At 59.0% G+C, this 17,580-nt stretch carries 13 protein-coding genes and 2 tRNA genes; 10 read left to right on the top strand and 5 right to left on the bottom strand.

Going from position 1 to position 17,580, the window contains the following annotated elements; translation table 11 throughout:
- Positions 1 to 376: 376 nt before the first annotated feature.
- Both Mal65_RS19205 and Mal65_RS19200 read right to left on the bottom strand, forming a co-directional pair.
- Positions 377 to 449 (bottom strand) — tRNA-Ala (locus Mal65_RS19205).
- A gap of 76 nt (positions 450 to 525) precedes the next feature.
- Positions 526 to 599: transfer RNA gene (locus tag Mal65_RS19200), tRNA-Ile, on the bottom strand.
- A 484-nt stretch (positions 600 to 1,083) separates the two neighbouring features.
- Here Mal65_RS19200 and Mal65_RS19195 point away from each other — a divergent pair.
- From Mal65_RS19195 to rpoN, 5 genes are all read left to right on the top strand, one after another.
- Positions 1,084 to 2,937, top strand: a complete 1,854-nt coding sequence (locus Mal65_RS19195; protein ID WP_196784301.1) for a redoxin domain-containing protein — start codon at positions 1,084 to 1,086, stop codon at positions 2,935 to 2,937.
- 397 nt (positions 2,938 to 3,334) lie between these two features.
- Entirely contained in the window at positions 3,335 to 3,742 is a 408-nt protein-coding gene (locus tag Mal65_RS19190) for a hypothetical protein (RefSeq protein ID WP_145301254.1), read from the top strand.
- A 334-nt stretch (positions 3,743 to 4,076) separates the two neighbouring features.
- Entirely contained in the window at positions 4,077 to 4,433 is a 357-nt protein-coding gene (locus Mal65_RS19185; RefSeq protein WP_145301251.1) for a YbaB/EbfC family nucleoid-associated protein, read from the top strand.
- An 11-nt stretch (positions 4,434 to 4,444) separates the two neighbouring features.
- On the top strand, positions 4,445 to 5,059 hold the full coding sequence (gene recR, locus Mal65_RS19180) for a recombination mediator RecR (protein WP_145301248.1): 615 nt from the start codon (positions 4,445 to 4,447) through the stop codon (positions 5,057 to 5,059).
- Between the two features lie 245 nt (positions 5,060 to 5,304).
- A complete protein-coding gene (gene rpoN / locus Mal65_RS19175) occupies positions 5,305 to 6,801 on the top strand; it encodes an RNA polymerase factor sigma-54 (RefSeq protein WP_165701385.1) in 1,497 nt (498 codons plus the stop codon).
- Positions 6,802 to 6,811: 10 nt separating this feature from the next.
- On the opposite strand, the gene Mal65_RS19170 is transcribed toward rpoN, so the two are convergent.
- Positions 6,812 to 7,774 (bottom strand): CHAD domain-containing protein, encoded by a 963-nt coding sequence (locus Mal65_RS19170; RefSeq protein ID WP_145301245.1) that lies wholly within the window; start codon positions 7,772 to 7,774, stop codon positions 6,812 to 6,814.
- A 396-nt stretch (positions 7,775 to 8,170) separates the two neighbouring features.
- Between Mal65_RS19170 and Mal65_RS19165 the strand changes: the two genes are divergently transcribed.
- The 3 genes from Mal65_RS19165 (at position 8,171) to Mal65_RS19155 (ending at position 12,204) form a co-directional block, all read left to right on the top strand.
- A complete protein-coding gene (locus Mal65_RS19165) occupies positions 8,171 to 9,103 on the top strand; it encodes an alpha/beta hydrolase (protein WP_145301243.1) in 933 nt (310 codons plus the stop codon).
- 152 nt (positions 9,104 to 9,255) lie between these two features.
- A complete protein-coding gene (locus Mal65_RS19160; RefSeq protein ID WP_196784300.1) occupies positions 9,256 to 10,440 on the top strand; it encodes a 3-dehydroquinate synthase in 1,185 nt (394 codons plus the stop codon).
- 210 nt (positions 10,441 to 10,650) lie between these two features.
- Positions 10,651 to 12,204, top strand: a complete 1,554-nt coding sequence (locus Mal65_RS19155; protein ID WP_145301240.1) for a hypothetical protein — start codon at positions 10,651 to 10,653, stop codon at positions 12,202 to 12,204.
- A gap of 21 nt (positions 12,205 to 12,225) precedes the next feature.
- Here Mal65_RS19155 and Mal65_RS19150 read toward each other — a convergent pair whose 3' ends face one another.
- On the bottom strand, positions 12,226 to 13,305 hold the full coding sequence (locus Mal65_RS19150) for a ribonuclease H family protein (RefSeq protein ID WP_145301237.1): 1,080 nt from the start codon (positions 13,303 to 13,305) through the stop codon (positions 12,226 to 12,228).
- A complete protein-coding gene (locus Mal65_RS19145; RefSeq protein WP_145301235.1) occupies positions 13,296 to 14,195 on the bottom strand; it encodes a carbon-nitrogen hydrolase in 900 nt (299 codons plus the stop codon). Before Mal65_RS19145 ends, Mal65_RS19150 begins: the two co-directional genes overlap by 10 nt.
- 25 nt (positions 14,196 to 14,220) lie before the next feature.
- Between Mal65_RS19145 and bioD the strand changes: the two genes are divergently transcribed.
- Both bioD and dnaG read left to right on the top strand, forming a co-directional pair.
- Positions 14,221 to 14,925: a dethiobiotin synthase gene (gene bioD, locus Mal65_RS19140; RefSeq protein ID WP_145301232.1), complete on the top strand. Its 705-nt coding sequence runs from the start codon at positions 14,221 to 14,223 to the stop codon at positions 14,923 to 14,925.
- 381 nt (positions 14,926 to 15,306) lie between these two features.
- Positions 15,307 to 17,316, top strand: a complete 2,010-nt coding sequence (gene dnaG / locus Mal65_RS19135; RefSeq protein WP_196784299.1) for a DNA primase — start codon at positions 15,307 to 15,309, stop codon at positions 17,314 to 17,316.
- Positions 17,317 to 17,580 lie beyond the last annotated feature (264 nt).

Here is a 17,580-nt window from a genome sequence, read left to right as displayed (position 1 = left end):
TGTCAAAAATCAATTCCGCTACTGTGCCCGTGGGCGTTTTGCGGGACGCTGCTGTGGGCAGCCGGTTAAGACGTTTAGCGTTGTCGCTTGGCGTCTCAGCCGGTCACTCACGAGCGAGCGGGAAAGTTATCGTCGCCAGGTGGCGGCGTCAACCGGAGAATCATCGAAAGTTTCAAAAACTTTCATCGTTTCTCCTTGCCCCGCCGGAGCGGAGCCAGGTGCCCCACCGAGGCGGAGCGAGAAGCTCTGACGGAGCAGAGCTGGGTGACCTTTGATCGCCCGGTGAAGGGCGGCTGTCAGGTCGAGGAGCAGAAGGATAGCGAGCCGGCGGCTGGCGTCAACTCCGTTTTTGAAGTTTTCCTTCAGGCTTCTCTAGTGGAGGTAGACGGACTCGAACCGACGACATTCTGCTTGCAAAGCAGACGCTCTCCCAACTGAGCTATACCCCCAAAAATGGGCCGAGGGAGGTGGGGTCGGTGGCGAACCGGTTGGAAACCGTCTTGCCTGGGACCCTGTCCCTCAAAGTGGGCGTACCAAGATTCGAACTTGGGACCTCATCGTTATCAGCGATGCGCTCTAACCAACTGAGCTATACGCCCGAACCGGATAACGAACTAGCGTCGTCCGATGGGTCGCGGAGTTTACGCCATCCTGGTCCAGGCTGCCAAGGCAGTCCACCAGGACTTTTCGAGGTTTTTCTTCATCGGCCCTTCTCGATCGACACTTCAGTCAAATTGCCGGGCGGATGGGGCGTCTTGGCAACCGATTCGCCTGGTCGGTCGTGCAGCGTGTGGGCCGTCGGGTGGCCCGACGAATTTCGACGTGTCGGCCAAATCCGTGAATCTCTACAATCGACGTTCCAGCCGTCTGTCGCGGCGTGGTTTGCCGGAAAAGAAGCCTTCTTTTCCAGGCGAAACGATGCGACGGTGGGCGGTTTCCGAGCTCGGGGAGCCGGTTCGGTACCGGCGCGAGGCCCGGGCAATGGCCCTCGCCCACCCCCTCCCTATTACCGATCGATTTCGAAGGAATTGGAATCACATGTTTGGACATCTGTGCCGATCAGGCTCTTTGCCCGCTTTCGCTATGGCTGCCACGCTGGGTTGGTCGGCCACCGCCTCGGCGGCTCCCACCGTGGCTCAGGCGCTCGGTTTGAAGCCGGTCCAGCCCAATGTGGACTACCAAAAAGTGGACGATGCGACCGGTTGCAAGCTGGAAGATATCGAACGCGATGATTGGGCGGGCTGGGAAGTTGTCTCGCCCGAAGGGGAAACACTGCGGCGATTCGCCGACACCAACGGCGACAGTAAGGTCGACTTGTGGTGCTATTACCGGTACGGCGTGGAGGTCTATCGCGACGTCGATTCGAACTTCAACGGAAAAGCCGACCAATACCGCTGGATGGGCACCGAAGGCATCCGCTGGGGATTGGACGATAACGAAGACGCCACGGTCGATCGTTGGAAGCAGATTTCGGCCGAAGAGGTTTCCGCAGAGCTGGTCGCGGCCATTCGAGATGCCGACGCGAAGCGATTCGGTGCCCTGTTGGCCGATCAACGTGATCTGACTCGGGCCGGGTTGGGCGCGGCTCAGGCGAAGGAGTTGGCCGAGAAGGCATCGCTGGCCGCACGCCGCTTTGCCCGATTGGCCGATTCACAGAAGACGATCGGCAAAGATGCCAACTGGGTTCAGTTCACCGCAACCGCCCCCGGCGTGGTTCCCGCCGGCACCCAAGACGCCACCCGCGATTTCATTGTCTACGAGAATGCCGTGGCGATGTATGAAAGCGACGGGAAAAGCGGCCAGCTGGTGATCGGCACCATGATCAAAGTCGATGACGGATGGAAGCTGGTGGATTTGCCATCCATGCCCGCCGCGGGCGAAGCGATCGAACAAACGGCGGGGATCTTTTTCCGTCCCGTCGTCTCGACCGGTGCCGGTGCCGTTTCCGGCGGTGTCGGCGGTGCGGAAATGCAAAAAATGGTCACCGCACTGGAGGCGATTGATCGTCAGTTGGCGGAGGAAAAAAGTGCCGCCAAATTGGCCGATTTGCACGCCCGTCGCGCGGACGTCGTGGAACAGTTGATCGCCAATTCGCCCAGCAACGCCGACAAACAAATGTGGGTGCGGCAACTGGTCGATACCGTTGGTTTCGCCGTTCAAAGCGGGGCCTATCCCAAGGGACTGGATCGTTTGAAGCAGGCCCGTCAACGCTACGCGGGATCCGACGAGTCGCTGCAGTCGTACATCGATTTCCAGGTCCTGAGCACGGAATACGCGGCCAAGTTGCAGCCTGGTGCCGATTCGGTCGACGTCCAAGAGTGGTACTTGGAGCAATTGACGGCGTTCGTGAAGGCACACCCGAGGGCCGCCGAATCTGCCCAAGCCATGTTGCAATTGGCATTGGGCAAAGAGTTCGAGGACAACGAAAAGGAAGCGTTGGATTATTACCGCCAGATCGCCAGCCGTTTCAAAGGCACCGACGCGGCGCAAAAAGCGGCCGGTGCGATCCGGCGTCTGGATAGTGTCGGCAAAGCGGTTGATCTGAGCGGCAAGACCGTCGCCGGCCAGCCGTTCCGTTTGGCTTCGTTGCGTGGCAAGCCGGTGATCGTTCAGTACTGGGCGACGTGGTGCGAACCGTGCAAGGAAGACATGAAGCAGTTGCGCCGTTTGAAGGCACAGTACCGACGCGCCGGCTTGGAAGTCGTCGGCATCAGTGTCGACAGTTCGCGGCAACAAGCGGAATCATTCATCAAAGCCAACAGCATGCCCTGGATCCAGCTGTTCGAAGACGGCGGATTGGATTCCAGCCCGCTGGCCTTGCAATTCGGCGTTCAAACGTTGCCGACGATGATGCTGATCGATAAACGCGGGGCTCTGGTCCGGCACAACGTCAGCCGCGACGAGCTGGAAGCCGAGCTGAAGAAGCTGGTTCAATAGCGTCCGGTTGTCTGGTCCACCGTCGTCCGCATTTGCGTATCGCCGGGACGAGCGTCGATCCATAGGCCGCCCCTGGTTGCTCGCCGAGTGCGAGGATTGAGGGCGGCCTTTTTTGTGTTTCCACGCGACCTGAAAAGGCCGTCGTCGGGGGCCAGGTGATTTGTCGCTTGTGGCGGCGTTGTGTGCCTTTGGGGTGTTTAAGGGTTGGGATCGGTTTATAATCGCGGCCCGTTGATGGTCGCGCCTGGGGGTGCGGCGGGTTGTGGGGCATCGAAATACGGCCCGGTCTTTTCAGTCCTTTGGGAACAACACCCCTTGGGGCGCACTCGGTGACATGGTCGCCGTTTCTTGTCGATTCTTCCTGCAACGTCACCCGTGTCGTCCCAGCGTGCCGAACGTGAAAAAAGATCAATTGCGGCGATTGAAAGCGGCGCAAAAGCGGCGGGCCAAGCGTCAAGTTGCCGACGACCATCCGATCGCCGCTCGACCGTCTCAGGCGGATCCCGTTGAGCAGGCCTATGGTCGTCTGGTGGAGGCGGTGTTGGGATGGGCAGAGACGGTGTCGAGGCGCGGCCGGCACGATGTGTCTGCGGCGAGTCGGTGCTATCTGAAGTTCTCCGAACCCCGCGAGCCCACCGCCGCGGAACTGTTGCAACGCATCGATGCGCTGTCGTCCAGCAAGGACGTGACCGAACGCCATTTGCGTGTCGCGGTGCAGCGTTTGTTGGATTTGGCCTCGGAGTACGAGAGTGCCGAGCAGAATGACGCCGCGCTGCTGGATTATCTGCGAATGATCAGCCAGTAACCGCCGAGCCGGTTGTCGTCGCAGGGTTCCGCTTCCCGGCGAATCCGATTCATCTCGCATTCAAAAGTCACGTTTCCGTCGGCGGCGTCAACACTTTGCCGGTTCGCGGTCGCACGTCATACTCGACGAACAAGGTGTGTGTTTCGCGCCGTTGGCTTTGGCACCCCAAGTGTGATTGCGTTCTGGCCGATCGGTGATGCTGATTCGGTCGCGGCGTCGTCGTCGGTCGGCGTGGACGGATGGCATTCACTGGACTTCGCCAAACAATTTGGCGGGCGATCGAAGCGGATCGCTTGGGGTTCGTTTTCTTCTTCTGTCTCAGGATGGTTCTCTGGTGTTTAAAGGTCTCGGAAATCTCGGCAACCTGGCCGGTCTGGTCGGCAGCTTTCAAGAGTTGCCCGGCAAAATGCAGGAATTGAACGAACGCATGAAGTCGGAATCCGTGACGGCAACGTCGGGGTGTCAGCGGGTGGAGGTCGTGATGAACGGCGTCGGCCATGTGCAGTCGGTCCGAATTGATCCTGAATTTGTCGGGGCGGAATTGGAAGAAGCGGTTCTGGAGGCCACCAATGCCGCCGGTGCGGCGGCCAAACAGATGTACGCCGACGCGATCAGCAACATGGTGTCGGAAATGAACCTGAACGTCCCCGGCATCGACGGGATGTTGGCCAGTCTGACCGGCAGCAAGTGAGCCCGCGGGTCATGGCGTCGCAAAACAATTCAGGTCAATCCGGGGCCGTATCCGATCTGGTCGATCACTTGTCCAGGTTGCCGGGAATCGGACGAAAAAGCGCCGAACGTCTGGCGTTCCACCTGTTGCGCGTCCATGAATCCGAAGCGATCGCATTGGCCGACGCCATTCGGCGCGTCCGCCAGGACGTCCGGTATTGCGAGCACTGTTTCAATCTGTGCGAAACGACCGCGTGCCAGATTTGCAGCGATCCCAATCGCGATGCCACGCGGCTGTGCGTGGTCGAACAGCCGCGTGACTTGATGAGCTTGGAGCAATCGGGTGTCTACAAAGGGCTGTACCACGTCCTGTTGGGGCGAATCGCGCCGCTGGACGGCATCGGTCCGGATCAATTGACGATCGACGCCTTGGTGGATCGCGTGCGGACCGGAAATTTCGTGGAAGTCATCATGGCGACCAATCCGACGGTCGAAGGCGACGGCACATCACTGTACGTCAGTAACCTGCTGGGCGAATTTCCGGTCCAGGTCACTCGGCTGGCCCGTGGGATCACCGCCGGAAGCATTCTGGAATACGCCAATCGCGAAGTGATTGCGGATGCCTTAACCGGTCGACAAAAACTATAATGGGTTTCGGCACGAAATTCGCGTATTAAGATCGGGCTTCCGTTCGGAACGCGGCGTGCTGACCGCGGGGCCTGTCGGCAATCCCGCGGCTCGGCAATCCCCGCGTTTAACCCGTGCCGCCACGAAACGCGGGCACGCCGGCGATTTGCCCGTGTCGGCCGACGGGAATGACCGACCAACGGTGGGTCGGGCGACGGGAGTGTCGCTTTCAAGGACGTCCTTTTTTCAAAAAGTGAAAATCAGTCATGCGCATGTCGATGGGCCTGCAGGCCCGCCAAATGCAAGTCCAGAAATTGGCACCCCGGATGATCCAGTCGATGGAGATTCTGCAGATGCCCACGCTGGCTTTGCAGGAACGCATTGACCAGGAATTGACCGAAAACCCGCTGTTGGAACAGCTGGAAACGGACCCGCTGAGTGCCGAGGAATCGTCCGACGACGTGCCTTCATCGGACACACGCAGCGAAGACGAAAAAGAATTGGTCGTCCGGGATGACAGCGACAATCGCGATGATTTTGAACGGCTGACCAATTCGGAAAATGATCTGCCCAGTTCATTCGACGATTCGTTCCGTCGCAGTGCCGGTGGCATCCAAGACGATATGGATCGCCGGCACGATTTGATGGCCAACGCCCAGTCGCGACCGGAATCGTTGAACGATTTTCTGCTGCATCAGCTGGCTGAAATGGACATCGACGACGAAGTCGAACAGGTCGCCGAACGGATCATCAGCACGTTGGACGCCCGCGACGGTGGCTACCTGCGAACGCCGCTGGTCGATTTGCTGCCCGCCGGTCATGCGGACGAAGCACTTGCGAAAGCCGAAGAGGCGTTGGCCGTTGTCCAGTCGCTGGAGCCGGTGGGGATCGCTTCGCGCAACTTGAGCGAATGCTTGTTGAAACAGGTGCCGCCCGACCATCCGCACTTGGACGAAATCACCACGCTGATCGAGTCGCATCTGGAAGACCTGGCCGAAAACCGGCTGCCCCAGATCGCACGAAAAACGGGATACTCGATCGAGCTGATCCAGGAACTGCGGGAAGAACTGCACAAGCTGAATCCCAAACCGGGTGCGGCGTTCATGGAGACTTACGTCCCCAACGTCACGCCGGACATCATTCTGGAACGCGACGAAAACGGCGAATACAAAGTCCGTTTGGAAGACGACCGAATCCCCAGTTTGCGGATCAGCGAGTATTACCGGCGACGACTGCAGGCGTCGGACTGCACCGATGAAGAACGCGAATTCATCAAGCAAAAGGTCAACGGGGCCCAGTGGCTGATCGATTCGATCAACCAACGCCGTAACACATTGCTGAAAGTCAGCGAAGCGATCGTGACGCACCAAAAGCGGTTTTTGGACGAAGGTCCCGAGGCGATCGAACCGTTGAAGATGCAGCAGGTCGCCGATGACGTGGGGGTTCACGTGACCACGGTCAGCCGTGCGGTCGATGATAAATGGATCCAAACGCCGCGGGGTATCTTGCCGCTGCGTCGCTTCTTCGTCGGTGGGACCAAAACCGAAGACGGTGAAGACGTGGCCTGGGATACAATCCGCTTGAAACTGCAGGAATTGATCGACAAGGAAGACAAGTCCAAACCGTTGGCCGACGAGCACTTGGTGGAAGAGCTGAAGAAAGCCGGGATGACGGTCGCCCGTCGGACGGTCACCAAGTACCGCAAAAAGATGGGCATCCCCAGCAGTCGTCAGCGTCGCGACTGGTCGCTGGTCAAAAAATAGCCAGCACCGGTCACGCGTCGTTGCGGGCCAGTTTCCAGTACACGCGGCAACGTTTGCTAAACGCCGCGGGGGACTCGGCGAACAGACGTCGCCCGCGTCGCAGTGCTTTTCGGGAAAGCTGGTTTCGGCGTTCGTCTAAACGCCGTATCAGCTGGTCAGCACCGGACGGCAGTTCATTTTCCTTTTGGAATCGCCGCAGGGTTTCGCCCAGCACATCGACGTCGTGCAGGTCCCCCAATGCTTCGGCCAGCTTCTTGGCATCGTCGCGGTTTCCGGCCAAGCCTTGTTTCCAAATCGGCTGCAGTAAACGCAGGTGATACCAGTGGTATTTGACCCGTTTTCGCCACTGGTGCATGTGATCGGTCGATGGATCTTCGGTGGCGGTTCGCATCGCGTCATGGGCACGGCCGAGCGTTTTTTGCAGGCCTTCGCCCAGGGATTCGAACGAGCCCGGTTTGCCGTCACGCCACTTCCAGTTGTCGATGCCACCTAGGGCTTGTTGCAGCTCCGTCTTGGCATCCTTCCAAATCGATTGCAGTTCAGACTTCGAATTCCTACACCGGTCGTCTTGATTTTTCAGCGATCGGGCTTCGCGCAAATCGGCACGTTCGCGTTGCAGCAACTGTCGGGCTTGCAGGTAGGCTTCGGTCAATTCGGTTGAATCGGTCGATGGGATTTCCGAGGCGATGTGGTCCAAAGTGGTCAGTTGTGTCTTAGCATCACGGAGCTCGGAAAACTTGCGTGCCAAGTCTCGAAAGCGTGCGTTTTCTCGGTCGTAGGTTTTGGGCATCGCCGGGCGAGCCAATCGCAGCAGGCCGCGAATTTTCTTGCACCGCTTTCGCAGTTGGTGGACCTTTTCGGCGTCGTCAGTTTCCGGAGATCGGATCTCCAGCAAGGCTTCGCGGATCTGTTCCTTGGCGACGCGGCGAGTCATGTGGGCGGCGGTTTCGCCGGGCTTCAGGCGATAACTCATGATGGCGAATCTGGAAATGGGGATCGGCGACGACCGGGTTCCGTATCCGGTGCGAACTTTGGGGCAAACTTGTGGTCAATCGGCCGGTGGTGATGACCGCTGACAGGGCAATTGTTGTACCGGCACGCCAGGCAAAGAGCAGAATTCCGGCGGTCGGGGCGTCCAGTGCGACATTCTTTCCGATTAGAATGAACGGCTCGCTCGCCTGCCCCCATGCTTCGCCCTTTCCGGTGCCCTGCCCGACGTCTTGCTTGGCGTTTCACCGTTGCCGGCGAAGATCCCCGACCACGACGCGGATCCCGATCGTCTTTGCGTTGGTGGAATCCGTTTCGCACGGCGACGTTCGCCCTCCATCCATTCCCGCTATTTGCATCCCATCCACCAAGGCGATTGATCATGCATCGGTCCATCCCAGTCGCATTGCCCGTCTCCGCCGAGCGACGCGGTTTTCTGTTTCTATGTTTCGGTTTGGCGGCCACGCTGGTCGTTACGGTTCCGACATGGGCTGAAGAGTACGAGATCGGTCCCGATTCCAAAGTCCAAGACGTTCCGCACGGAAAAGTGACGCAGTACGAATGGACCGAAAGCAAAGTCTTTCCCGGCACCAAGCGACGCTACAGCGTTTACGTCCCGGCGCAGTACGACGGCAGTTCACCGGCGGCATTGATGGTGTTCCAAGACGGGCACAATTTTGAATCGGTCGATTCGGGGTACCGAGTGCCCGTCGTGTTCGACAATTTGATCGCCAAAGGCCAGATGCCGGTCACGATTGCCGTGATGATTGATCCCGGTACCCACAAGGACTTGCCGGAAAAGCGAGGTTGGAAGCCGACACCGACCAATCGCAGTTTCGAATATGACACCGTCAGCGGGGACTACGCAGAATTTTTGCTGACAGAAATTTTGCCTGAAGTTGAAAAGGAATTTCGCATCACCCAGAACCCTGAACTGCGTGCGATCTGTGGCAACAGCAGCGGCGGCATCTGTGCGTTCGGCGTCGCCTGGCACCGGCCCGACAGCTTTCGCAAAGTGGTGTCCCACATCGGCAGCTTCGTCAACATCCGTGGCGGGCACAATTACGAGGCCATGGTGCGCAAGACGGAAAAGAAACCGCTGCGCGTCTTCATGCAAGACGGATCGGGCGACTTGGACAACATGCACGGCAACTGGCCGCTGGCCAATCAAGAGTTGTCGGCGTCGTTGAAGTTCAAAGGCTATGACCACAAATTCGTGTACGGCACTGGTGGTCACAATGGTGAACACGGTACAGCCATTTTCCCCGACACACTGCGCTGGGTCTGGCGTGGCTGGGAAAAGGAAACGCCCTGAGCCCTGTCGTTGGTGTGGGTCGCGTCGATGGGGCTGGTGTCGTTGACGACGTCAGGTTGATCGTCGCGGCCGGTGATGTTGCAATCCCTTGGTCATTCCCAACTTCCGTGAACCATTACAACCCTGTTCCCGACATGCCCGAGGAATCCGCCGTGCCCCCTTCGCATTCGCCCGAGGGCCATGACGAAGCGCTGGACATTGCATTTGCGGTGCCACAAACCCATCGCCTGCGGATGACGACGGACCTGGCCGGACCTCAGTTTGCGGTGCTGGAGCAACTATTGGCGATCGACGTGGTGCCGGGAACGTCCGCCAAAGTCCTGTTGTGGGTGGATGCGGAAGTCGCCGCGGCGGGCAATTTTCCGCTGCGTTTATCGCAACGTTTGTCGTCGTCTGATGCGATCAATCTGGTTGCCCCGGTGTTGGAGGTCCAAGGCGGCGAAGCGGTCAAGAATTCCGAAGTCGTGCTGCGGCAAATGCTGTCGCAAATCAACGACCACGATTTGGATCGCCGCAGCACGATCATCGTCGTGGGCGGCGGAGCGGTTTTGGATGCGGCCGGATTTGCTGCGGCGATTGCCCACCGTGGGATACGGCTGATTCGTGTGCCGACCACCGTTTTGGCGCAGGCCGACAGCGGCGTCGGGGTCAAGAACGCCATCAACTACTTTGGCAAGAAGAATTGGATCGGCACGTTCGCGGTCCCCTGGGCGGTGATCAATGATGCGTCGGTGTTGCAGACCTTGCCGGACCGTGACTTCCGATCGGGGTTTACCGAAGCGGTCAAAGTCAGCTTGTTGAAAGACGCGGCGGGGTTCGAATGGCTGCACCATCATGCGGATCAGATTCGCGCCCGCGACAGCCGTTCTTGTCGGGTCGCGATTCGCGAATCTTGCGTCCACCACCTGCGGCACATCACTCAGGGTGGGGATCCCTTCGAGATGTTGGAAGCAAGGCCTTTGGATTTTGGGCACTGGTCGGCGCATCGGCTTGAACCCTTGACCGAGTATCGATTGCGTCACGGCGAAGCGGTGGGGATCGGTGTCGCGATCGACTGTCTTTATTCGTCTTTGGTGCTCGGGTTTCCCACGCAGGCGGCCGAAAAAGTCATCGACTGTCTGCGCAGGTTGGGCGTCCCGCTGTGGGATGAGGCGATCGATCCGGTCGATCGTTTATTCCAAGGCTTGGAAGAATTTCGACAGCATCTTGGTGGGCGTTTGACCATCACGATGCTGCGTGACATCGGTGACCCGGTCGATGTGCACGAAATCGACACGAACGCCATGGCCAAGGCGATCCAGCAATTACGGGAAATGGCTGGCGCATCGGCGGGCTGATGCCGGCCGGAACACCACGGTTTCGTTGCGTGGGGCGTATTGCCCAGGGGCCCCCGCCATTGGGATGCGACAGAATGCGTGGTGAATGTTTTCTGCAAGATGGCGATGATGGTGCGTCGTGTCTGGAAGTGATCGCGTCGATATGACGAACGGTTGGATCGGTCGGATGGGGCGTGAATGAAATGGTTGGACTGAATGAAAGGTTGGGTTGTGTCTGTTCGTTGCCGAATGAATCGTCTGGGAATCGCGTTTGCCCTTGTGGTCGCTTGTGGAGGCGTCGATGCGTCTGCCGCCGATTCGCAGGTGGTGACTTATGAAGCGTTCGGTGCGGTCGGCGATGGCGTGGCAGACGACTTGCCGGCGATTTGCAAAGCGCATGAACATGCCAACAGAAACGGCCTGAGCGTTCGGTCCAATCCCAAGGCGACCTATCATTTGGGCCGACAAGCTTTGACGGCGGTGATCGCAACTAACACGGATTGGGGGACGTCCCAATTCATCATCGACGACAGCGTGGAAGTGGATGACCACCGCAAGACACTGTTCGAAGTCCGATCGCTGCTGAAGCCGGCCAAGCTTGCGATCAAGCGGTTGAAGCGAGACCAAAAACGCTTGGACGTCCGGCCCGAACAAGATTGCTATGTGCTGGTCTACGACAACAACGTGAAACGTTATCGTCGTCGCGGACGTAACCAGAATTCGGGAACCGCCCAGCGTGACTGTTTTATTCTGCGTCGTGACGGTTCGATCGAAGGCAACATCGACTGGGATTATTCCGCGGTCACTCGGGTGGTCGCCAACCCGATGGATCAGGATCGCTTGACGATTCGTGGCGGCCGATTCACCACGATCGCCAATCAGATGCGGCAGGACGTCGGGTACAACTACTGGTCACGCAATATCAAGATTCTGCGGTCCAATACCCAAGTGGTCGGCTTGGAGCACCGGATCAAAGGCGAAGGCGAATTCGGTCACCCCTATTCGGGCTTTATCAGCGTCAGCGAATGTGCGAACGTCACGCTTCGCGACTGCTTTGCCACCGGGCACAAGACGTACAAAACGATCGGATCGACTGGTCAGCCCGTCAGCATGGGATCTTACGACTATACGGCCAATTCGGTGGTCAATTTTTTGATGGTCGGTTGCCGGATGGATGACATTCTGGATCGATCGCTGTGGGGCGTGATCGGTACCAACTTTTGCAAAAACATTCGTCTGAAGGATTGCGTGTTGTCACGAATGGACACGCACATGGGCGTGTCGGGACGCTATGAGATCTTGGGGTGCACGCTGGGGCATGCGGGATTGAATGCGATCGGACGCGGACGCTTGGTCGTGGAAGATTCCACCTTGCACGGTCGGTCGCTGGTCAATCTGCGCAGTGACTACGGCAGCACTTGGGAAGGCGAGGTCGTGATCAATCGATGCCGCTGGATTCCCGCGGCCGGATCTCGGACGTGGCCGGCACTGTTAGGCGTCAGCAACGACGGAACGCACGACTTTGGCTATCCGTGCTTCATGCCCAAGTCGATCGCGATCGATCGTTTGCTGGTGGACGATTCCGTTGTTCCCAGTGGTTACCAAGGCATGTACTTGTTGGCCGACCCGGACGGGAACAAGCAAGGCGATCCGGCGAAGCGTCCCTTCCCCTACCGTCTGACGGAAACCATTCGGATCGGCACGCTGAAGACGGCCAGCGGAAAACCGCCACAGGTTTCGGCGGATCCGTGGCTGCGGAAGTCCGTTTCGGTGATCAACAAATAGGTCGGCGTGCCGGACGCGGACCTAACGTTGCCGAACCAGACGGTCGATGTCGATTTCGTCACGTCGTATTTGGTCGGCAATGTCCACGAGGAATCGTTTGGCGTCTTGGGGGTAACCCGCGGTGGGTTTTAAAGGCGTTTCGCCCGGATGGCGATCGGCAAAGTAGCGATTCATCGCGCCCATCATGCGTTCGCGGATGTACTTGGCGATCATCGATGACATTGCGACGGGTGCAAAGCGGTCACCTTTGACGGTGAAGTTCCATCGGATTTCACGCTCGCCGTCACCGACCGTGTAGCGGCTGATTTGCGAAGCTTCTTCGATGATTTCGATCGTCTCCGGTGCAAATTCGTGTGTTGCGTTGTTTTGGTCTGCTGGTCTTAACGTTCGTCCGATCGCATCGGCATAGTACCGGCGACCGCCGTGTCGGTCACAGAACACGTGGATGTCAGCGGGCAACTTGCCGTTGGAGTCGGCTGAGACGATGGCATCACGGACCAGACCCAGCGACGCTTGGGTTAGCAGGTCCGATTTATTCTTGCCGTCGTCGCAGATCTGGTTGAATCGGCCTGCCGTGATCACGCGGCAGTGAACGTTGCACAGGCGGGCGACGCTGTGTTCATCTGCCGTGGATGTGGGGCACCAATGATCCAGGATCGGTCGGACCGAATCCGGCGACATCAGCGGTGGTGTGCCTTGCAGATCCAGCCAGGGCGTCTGCGCCCGATCGGACGCGTCCTGGGGATTGATGCGGTCCAGCCAGTCGGTGAATTCGCGGCTGCAAGCCGAATTTTTTTCTGAGACTTCCAGCGTCGCGGCTACTGCACTGGTCACCAGATGCAACGGCGTCAAAGCCGCGGGCAATTCAATCTCTGGCATCAACGACGCGGCGTTTTTGGAATTACGCGACGCCGGACGGAAGATCGCTTTGGAATCGTCAATGCGAATCGTCGCTTCGCCGCAGCGGACCGGTTTTGCAAGGTGTTCAAAAGCCTTCGCAAAATCAGGCTCGGACGTCGGCAGTTTCCAGGTCGTGGCGACGATCACCAGCGGCCCCAGTTTGGGACCATAGCCCGCTTCGTCGGTCGCGATCAGCCACATCGTTTCGGTGTCGTGTCCTGGTGATCGATCCAGCGTCGTGTCAGATCGCCATAGTCGTCGATGCGTCGATCACGCAGGAAAGGCCAGTGAGTGCGCACCACGTCGATCTGCGGCAGTTGGCAATCGGCAATCAGAATGCCTTCCTCGTGGTCGCTCAATTGGCCCAGCAATTGGCCGGTGGGTGAGGCAACGAAGGAACTGCCCCAGAATTCCAATTTGCCTTCGACACCGATGCGGTTGGGGGCACCCAGGAACACGCCGTTACAGATCGCATGGGACCGCATCACCGTGATCCAAGCGTCACGCTGGGCCGCACCGAATTCGGCTTTCTCCTGATCAATCCAGCCGATGGCGGTCGGGTACAACAGGATTTCCGCGCCGGCCAGGCTTAGCAGTCGCGCGGTCTCGGGAAACCATTGGTCCCAACAAATCGCCACGCCCAGTCGCGCGACACTGGTTTGGATCGGTCGAAAACCGCCTGCGTCGCCGGGAGTGAAATAGAACTTTTCGTAAAACAATGGGTCGTCGGGGATGTGCATCTTTCGGTACACGCCGGCAATGCTGCCGTCGGTGTCCAAGACCGCGGCGCTGTTGTGGTACATCCCGGGGCCGCGACGTTCGAAAATCGGCGCGACAATCACGACCCCCAATTCTTTCGCCACACCGGCCAAGCGATCGACGGTCGGGCCGGGAATCGATTCGGCATCGTCGAATCGTCGGTGGTCTTCGCTTTGGCACGGATAGGGGCCATTGAAAAGCTCCTGCAGGCAGACCACGTTGGCGCCATCGGTGGCGGCCGCGTGGATCTGCTTTTCGGCTTGATCGACACAGGCCAGCGCGGACCCTTGATCACGCATCTGGACCAGTGCCAGGCGAACGTTTTTTGTCACGTAGTTAAATCGACAGGTTGGTGGGTTGAATTCGGAAACAGAACAGCGGTCCCGTGCGAATGTCTGGTTCGTTGCGGGGACCGACACCGACGTCGGCAAGACGTACGTTACCGCATTGTTGGCTGCTGCATTGAACGGACAAGGAAAGCGGGTCGGCGTTTATAAGCCCGCCGCCAGCGGATGCAATCGGTCGGGCAATGAATTGGTCGCCGACGATGCCGTCCAGCTATGGCGGGCGGCCGGCAAGCCGTTGGATTTGGACGCAGTGTGTCCGCAACGTTTCGAAGCGGCATTGTCGCCGCCGGAATCGGCCAAGCTGGCCGGTCGATCGGTGGACGAAGGCATGCTGGTGCGGGGGGCGGACCCTTGGCTTCGTGGCGAATTCGATGTCGTGTTGATTGAAGGGGCGGGCGGTCTGTTCAGTCCCATCAGTGACCGGTGGATGAACATCGACTTGTTCCAGCAGTTTGCCGATGCCCGGTTGCTGGTCGTCGCGGCCAATCGGCTGGGATGCGTCCACCAGACGTTGGCGACTTGTATCGCGGCGACCGAGCGACAGGTTTTCCCGGATGGGGTCGTGCTGTGCCAGACGCAGAACCAGCGACCGGCGTCGGCGGACAGCAACGCGGCGGCGATCGCACGATTCGGCCCGACAGCGGTCTGGGGGGAAATCGGCTTTGGTGCGTCGGAGGTGCCCGAAAGGTTGGTCCGCCAAATCCTGGTCGGCTAAGGTCGCGACGCAGGAAGGGAAGTTCGGACGGAGCCACGTGGGGCGGATCGACGCAGCTGTTCCCGTTTTTTGGGGCGAAAACCGGAGGCTTTAGCCAAAATCGGTTTCACCCGCGTTTTTCAGTCAAATGATCTTGACCCAGTGTTGGCCGTTGCGACAGACTCTTTGGCTGCTCTTGGCGAACTTGTTTTGCGACCCCGTGGCCATCGATCGGATGGCCCCGCGACACCGCAAAACCACGCTACAGGGATGTACGTAACGATCGAAAATTATCTGACGATTGGCCGGTCACGTTTTGGCGACCGGCGTCTGCCGTCCGGGAGGGACGGTTCGCCGTTTCGGTGACAGATGGACCGATCACTAGCACGGGAGAATTGTCGCTTGTCCACATCGGCGGACTACGACCTGAAAGAACGAGTGCGCGCCGCGGTCGACATCCTGGATGTCATCGGCCAAGGCACCGAAGTGCGTCCGCAGGGCCGCAACTTCGTCGTTCGCTGCCCGTTCCACAACGACCGCCGCCCCTCGCTGACCATCAACCCCGAACGCCAGTCTTGGAAGTGTTGGGTGTGTGACATCGGCGGGGATGTTTTCAGTTACGTGATGCAACGTGACGGGGTGGACTTTCCCACCGCCCTGCGAACCTTGGCCGAACAAGCCGGTATTGCGATGGAAGAATTCCGTCGCGGCAAGAAAACCAAGCCGGGCGATCCGGACGACCGTGCGACCTTGTTTGATGCGATCGCCGCGGTGGCTGATGCTTACTACAAGCATTTGAAACACGGCAAGGGCGACCAAGTTGATTTGGCTCGGCAGTACTTGGTCCAACGAGGGATCAGCGACGAAAGCCGCCGGCGATTTCGGATCGGCTTTGCGCCCGACCAGTGGTCCTTTGCGATCGATCACTTGCAACAGAAAAACTTCAGCGGCGCGGTCGCCGAAGCCGCCGGTGTGGCCATCGCACGTGGCAGCGGCAACGGACACTACGATCGCTTTCGTGGTCGGCTGATCTTCCCGATCCATGATTTGCAAGACCGTCCGATTTCGATGGGCGGCCGGGTCATTCCCGCAATCGCACAGCGCAGCGAAAACAGCGAAGCGGCCAAGTACATCAACGGCCCCGAAACCTTGCTGTTCCGAAAGTCGCAACAGCTTTACGGATTGCAACTTGCCCGAGACGCGATTCGTCACGGCGGCGAAGTCCTGGTGATGGAAGGTTACACCGATGTGGTCGCCGCACGACAAGCCGGCATTGAACCGGTCGTCGCGGTGCTGGGAACCGCTTTGGGCGAAGCTCATGTTCGCATCCTGAAACGATTCGCCCATCGTGTCGTCTTGGTGTTGGACGGTGACGATGCCGGCCAGCGTCGCGCCGATCAGGTGTTGGAGCTGTTCGTCGGTGCGGGCGTGGATTTGCGTGTGCTGACGCTGCCCGATGGCTCGGACCCCGCCGACTTCATCCATCAAAATGGCGCCGACGCGTTCAACGAATTGGTCAAGCAGTCGCCCGACGCGTTCGATCACAAATTGGCCAAGCTTTCCGAAGGCGTTGATTGGCGCAAGGACACCCACGCGGCATCCACCGCAATGGAATCGGTCTTGGGCATCATGGCCAAGTCGTCCGGCGACGACATTCGTCACGAACAGTTGATCGTCCGCTTGTCCGACGCGTCGGGCATCGCCGTCGATCGGATTCAGCGACGTTTGGATGTGCTGCGGTCCGAACGAAGCCAAAATTCGCGAAAGCCTTTTGCGACCAAACGTCCATCACGTCCAACGCCCCCGCCACGTCCGGCGGCGACCGGTGCCGCGGACCTTGATGTCAACGCGATGCTCAGCAGCATGGCCGATGATGATGACGAATCGGCATCGCCCTACGCACCGGCGGTGATCGCCGGACGATCGGCCGGCACGCCAAACGCACGTTTGACGCCGATCAGCGGAATTGACCGTGAATTGTTCGAAGCGTTGATCGAGTGTCCCGAATTGGCCGGCATGGCCGTCGAAGCGATCGACCCGTCCTGGTTGTCCAGCAACACGGCACAGATGTTGTTGTCCGCCTATCAAGACCTGGATTTGGCTGGCCGTGATTTGGACGTCGATTCGTTGCTGTTGATGGTGGACAACGAGCAACTGAAAAACCAAATCGTCACGCTCCAGCATCGCGTCGGCTTACGCAGCGGCCAATCATCCGAGGATGCCGACCGTCGCTACACCGCGATCATCACGCGATACCGCGAGCGCGAATTCGAGTCTGAAAAAACACGCCAGATCGAGCGCTTGGCATCGGCCACCCTGGATGACGACCAGGAACTGGCTCTGCTGAAAGAACTGTTGGAAGCCGAGCGTTTTCGGCAAGGCATCGAAACCCCGACCGAGCAAGAAAACTAGGTGTTCCGTTGGTGTCGGCTGGCACGCCCACCGCAAGGACTCGGACGCTCGAATTTACACGGACCTTTACGAACTTTTCGATCGCAAAATCGCTTTCGCTTTTCCCCGCAGGAGAAACACGGCCCAGCACACGACCGACGGATGGATACCAAAGTCGGCTGCCGGATGACCACCCGCAAAAATTGATCGGCCTCGGCCGGTCATGTCATCCGAACGCCGCAAACGTGAGAACGATTTTCATGACCCAGGCGTCACGATGGACGC

It is taken from the genome of Crateriforma conspicua, from assembly GCF_007752935.1.
In the GTDB taxonomy this organism is placed as follows: Bacteria; Planctomycetota; Planctomycetia; order Pirellulales; family Pirellulaceae; genus Crateriforma; species Crateriforma conspicua.
This window is presented reverse-complemented; position numbering and strand designations above follow the sequence as displayed.